This is a genomic window from Arthrobacter sp. Hiyo1, from assembly GCF_001263615.2.
Classification (GTDB): domain Bacteria; phylum Actinomycetota; class Actinomycetes; order Actinomycetales; family Micrococcaceae; genus Arthrobacter.
Map to the genome: position 1 here is coordinate 164,281 of NZ_DF952476.1, position 3,553 is coordinate 167,833.

The 3,553-nt window shown below is 63.8% G+C and carries 3 protein-coding genes and 1 pseudogene; 2 read left to right on the forward strand and 2 right to left on the reverse strand.

What is annotated here, in order from left to right; genetic code table 11:
- A partial coding sequence (locus AHiyo1_RS21200; protein WP_172465692.1) for an Lrp/AsnC ligand binding domain-containing protein occupies nt 1–392 on the forward strand: 392 nt, incomplete at its 5' end.
- On the opposite strand, the gene AHiyo1_RS21205 is transcribed toward AHiyo1_RS21200, so the two are convergent.
- Together AHiyo1_RS21205 and AHiyo1_RS21210 are read right to left on the reverse strand one after the other, a co-directional pair.
- Nucleotides 389–1,540 carry an alkaline phosphatase family protein gene (locus AHiyo1_RS21205; protein WP_253257524.1) on the reverse strand — a complete coding sequence of 384 codons (1,152 nt, stop codon included), beginning with the start codon at nt 1,538–1,540 and terminating at the stop codon, nt 389–391. The genes AHiyo1_RS21200 and AHiyo1_RS21205 overlap by 4 nt on opposite strands.
- Complete coding sequence (locus AHiyo1_RS21210; protein WP_059389903.1) at nt 1,537–2,802, reverse strand: alkaline phosphatase family protein; 1,266 nt, start codon at nt 2,800–2,802, stop codon at nt 1,537–1,539. Before AHiyo1_RS21210 ends, AHiyo1_RS21205 begins: the two co-directional genes overlap by 4 nt.
- 152 nt (nt 2,803–2,954) lie before the next feature.
- Between AHiyo1_RS21210 and AHiyo1_RS21215 the strand changes: the two are divergent.
- Nucleotides 2,955–3,553: pseudogene (locus AHiyo1_RS21215) on the forward strand (MFS transporter); the annotation flags it as partial.

The following is a 3,553-nucleotide window of genomic DNA, read 5'->3' on the forward strand; positions in this document are numbered from 1 at the left end:
AACGGCAGCTCGGCCGGGTGCTAGCAAGCCGGATGCTGTCCTTCCGCTGCGAAATCGCCCAGCAATTCTCCGGCTATCCCATGACGTGCCAGTGGTTCGCGAATGTTCCAGCAGGCCAGCACGAGGCCGCGGCCGCCGAGTTGCGGGCCGTGAGGAACGTCAGGTTCACGGCTTCCACCACCGGCAGCACCAACTTTGTGATCATCATGTGGCTGCGCACGCTGGCCGAGGTCATGGAGATGGAACTCGCCATCCAGCAACGCATTCCCGGGATCGAACTCGTCGAAAGCGTCGTGATGCTCAGCACGGCCAAGCGGGTCGGCTGGATGCTGAACCCGGACTCGACGGCGACCGGCGCCGTCGTGCCGACCGCCGCCGTCGGCTTGGCTTAGAGGCCGGCGTTGTAGACGTCTAGTCCGAAGCGGTTCAGCCCAGGGGTGCCTGCGTAGCCGAGATACGGGAGGCCGAAGGTGTCTTCAATGCTGGCCAGCAGACTGTAGTGGTTGTACGGCGTGGTGGACCAGGTGCCGCCCTTGGTGAAGGGGGAGATGACCAAAGCGCCGACCCGGCCGCCGCCCTGTCCGACAATCCCGGGAAGCGGGGAGTTGGGCCCGGGGCCCTCGCCGCAACACGCGGAAGCGTCTGATTGGGGGCTGTCGGATTCGTCGAAGGTGATCACCAGGACGCCGTCCTGGCGGAAGGCGGGAGACGAGGTGATCAGCGGAACGTACTGCTTCAGCCAGGCATCGGCGCTGGTCAGGCCGCCGGGCTGTCCGTCAACGCAGGGGGAGTCGTGTCCGTCATGGCAAAGGTTCGGCGTGATCATGGACAGGTTGGGCGTGGTGGAGACCGAAGCGAGATCGGTCTTCAGGTCTCCGAGGTCCACGTTGTTCTTCGCACAATCCGGCGACCCCGTGATCCCCGCGAAGTAGACAAAGGGGTTGTGGCGGGCCGCGTACTGGTCCCCGACCCTTGCTTTCTGGGTGTCATCGGGTGCGCCGAGGGCCGGGTGGCGGCACGGTGTGCCCATGTCCTCCATGTAGCCCTTCCAGGTCTTGCCCGCTGCCGTCAATTGGCCTGCCACCGTGGGCACATCGGCGGGGAAGACGCAGCCGTCCCCAACGGCCTGGCCGGGATCTGCTGTTCCGGTCTTCGCGAACGGGGAGTACGTCTGGCAATCGGCCTGCATCTGCGGGTTGGGTCCTTGACCGGAAATCTGGGCGACGTAGTTCGGCTGCGAGTTGTGTGCCGTGCCGAAATACTGGTTCAGCAGGACGCCTTGGTTGCGCAGTGTGGTGGAAAGGTACGGTGCCGCCGAACCCGGTCCCCATGTGGTGTCGTACCCCTTGTTCTCGAGGTTGATCACGAACACGTGCTTGGCTCCCGGGAGGTACCCGGAGCTCTGGACGGTTTGGGGTTCGCTCGCTTGTGCCTCGGTCTGCTGCAATCCGAAGGCGATGCAGGAGGCGCCCAGCAGGACGACCAGCAGCGCAGTGAATCCGAGCCGCATCCTGGAAATGGCGAAGTTCTTGAAGGTCATGGCAGGGTCCATCCGTCCGCAAGTGCTTTCTGTTTCAGGCCGGCCCACTCTTCCTCCGCCGGCGGCCCGACAGGCGAGCAGGCCGGTCCGGCGGCATAAGGCGGCACGAGGTACGTGGGAGCGGTCAAATTGGGTGCTGATTGGAAATCAAGCACTTCGGCGATGTTGCGCGCGGCATTGTCCCGAGGCGTCAGGGCTTGAAGCCCCCAGCGCCACTCGATGGCCTTCAGGATTGAGGTGTGGTCGTAGGTATCGTGCGCCACGAATTGCCTGCGGGCGCGCGGAGAAATGACCATGGACGGGACGCGGAAGCCGCGCCGGGCGGTATCCGGATTGCTGTCCGGTGCCGTTTCCGGTGGCACGTGGTCGTAGAACCCGCCCCATTCGTCGTAGTTGACCACCAGCATGGTGTTCGCCCAGTTGGGGCTTTTGGTCACGGCGTTGTAGACCTCCGCCAGGAAGAGCTCGCCCGAGCGGATGTCGGCGTGCGGGTGGTCGTCGCCGGAGGTTCCGCTGGACTCATCCGTGAAGCGCGGATCCACGAAGGACACCGAGGGGAGCTTGCCGGAACTGCAGTCGCTGAGGAACTCGGCGTAGGGCCTGGAGATGCCGAGGTACTTTGTTCCCCAGAGGGCGGTAAAGGGAACGTCGCCGTAGTAGTACTTTCCCTGAACGCCGGCGGCTGCCAAGCGGTCCCAGATCGTGGGCAGGGTGCTGGTGACGGTCGAGTTATGGAGCCTGTCCGTGGCCGCAGAGTGCTGGTAGAAGCGGTTCGGATACGTTTCGGCGAGGGTGGCTGCGAAATAGCGGTCGCAGACGGTCCAGTCGGGACCCGCTTGACGCCAGAAGTCGAGGTCGCTCGAATCGTAGTATCCCACGGCGAATTCATCGTTCTCGCCTGCCCGCAGCCAGCCGTCGTTCTTGCCGTTGTTGAACTGGATCCGGCCGCCCTCGTAGGAATGGTCAGGGTCCGGATGCCCACAGCCCTGGAAATCCGTCAGGTGGTGGGTTGTATGCGGAATGCCGTAGCGGTCAACGAACGTCAGTCCGGCCTGTTTTCCGTCCGCGCCAGGCATCCAGCCAAGGAAATGGTCGAACGAGCGGTTTTCCATCATCACGACGATGATGTGGTCGATGCCTGAGGAACCGGGCTGTGGAAGTGCGGTTACGGCGGGCACGGTCCTCACGGTGGCGCCGCTGACAAGCGTCGCAGCCGTGGCAGATCCGGCAACGGACAGGAAGTTGCGTCTTGTGAAGTTCACGCCAAGCAGTGCATCACGGAATGATTACGGGAACAACCGATAGTCGGCTATTTAGTACAGAGTTTGCCCAGAGTTAATTTCAGGTGAATATTAATCACTTGAATGGATTTTGAAGGTGGCCCCAAACTCGTTTGGGCTTCTAGGCTGGGATGATGACAAGCCACGACGCAACAGCCGGCATACTGCAACGCCCCTATCTCCTGGCGACGGCGGGTGCCTGTGCGTTGGTCTTCCTGGCAGCGTTCGAATCCATGGCCGTCACTACCATCATGCCGCTCGTGAGCCGCGATCTGGACGGTGCCGGACTCTATGCGTTGGCCTTCGCCGGTCCGCTCGCCGACGGGCGTGATCGGCATGGTGGCCGCAGGAAACTGGGCGGACAGGCGTGGGCCGGCCGCCCCGCTGTACGCATCCGTTGCGCTGTTCGCGGCCGGGCTGCTCATCGCCGGTACCGCGCTTTCCATGCAGATGCTCGTGGCCGGCAGGCTGGTCCAAGGCCTCGGCGGAGGCGCCATGACCGTGGCGCTGTATGTGGTGATCGCCCGGGTCTACCCCGCCAGGTTGCATGCCCAAGTCTTTGCCGCGTTCTCGGCGGCCTGGGTCATTCCCTCGATGATCGGTCCCTTCGCCGCCGGCGTGGTTGCCGAGTTGAGCAGTTGGCACTGGGTGTTCCTCGGGGTCGTGGGTTTGGTGGTTCCGGCCTTGGCAATGATCCTTCCCGCCATGCGGGGGGTGCGGTCCACGCCGGACG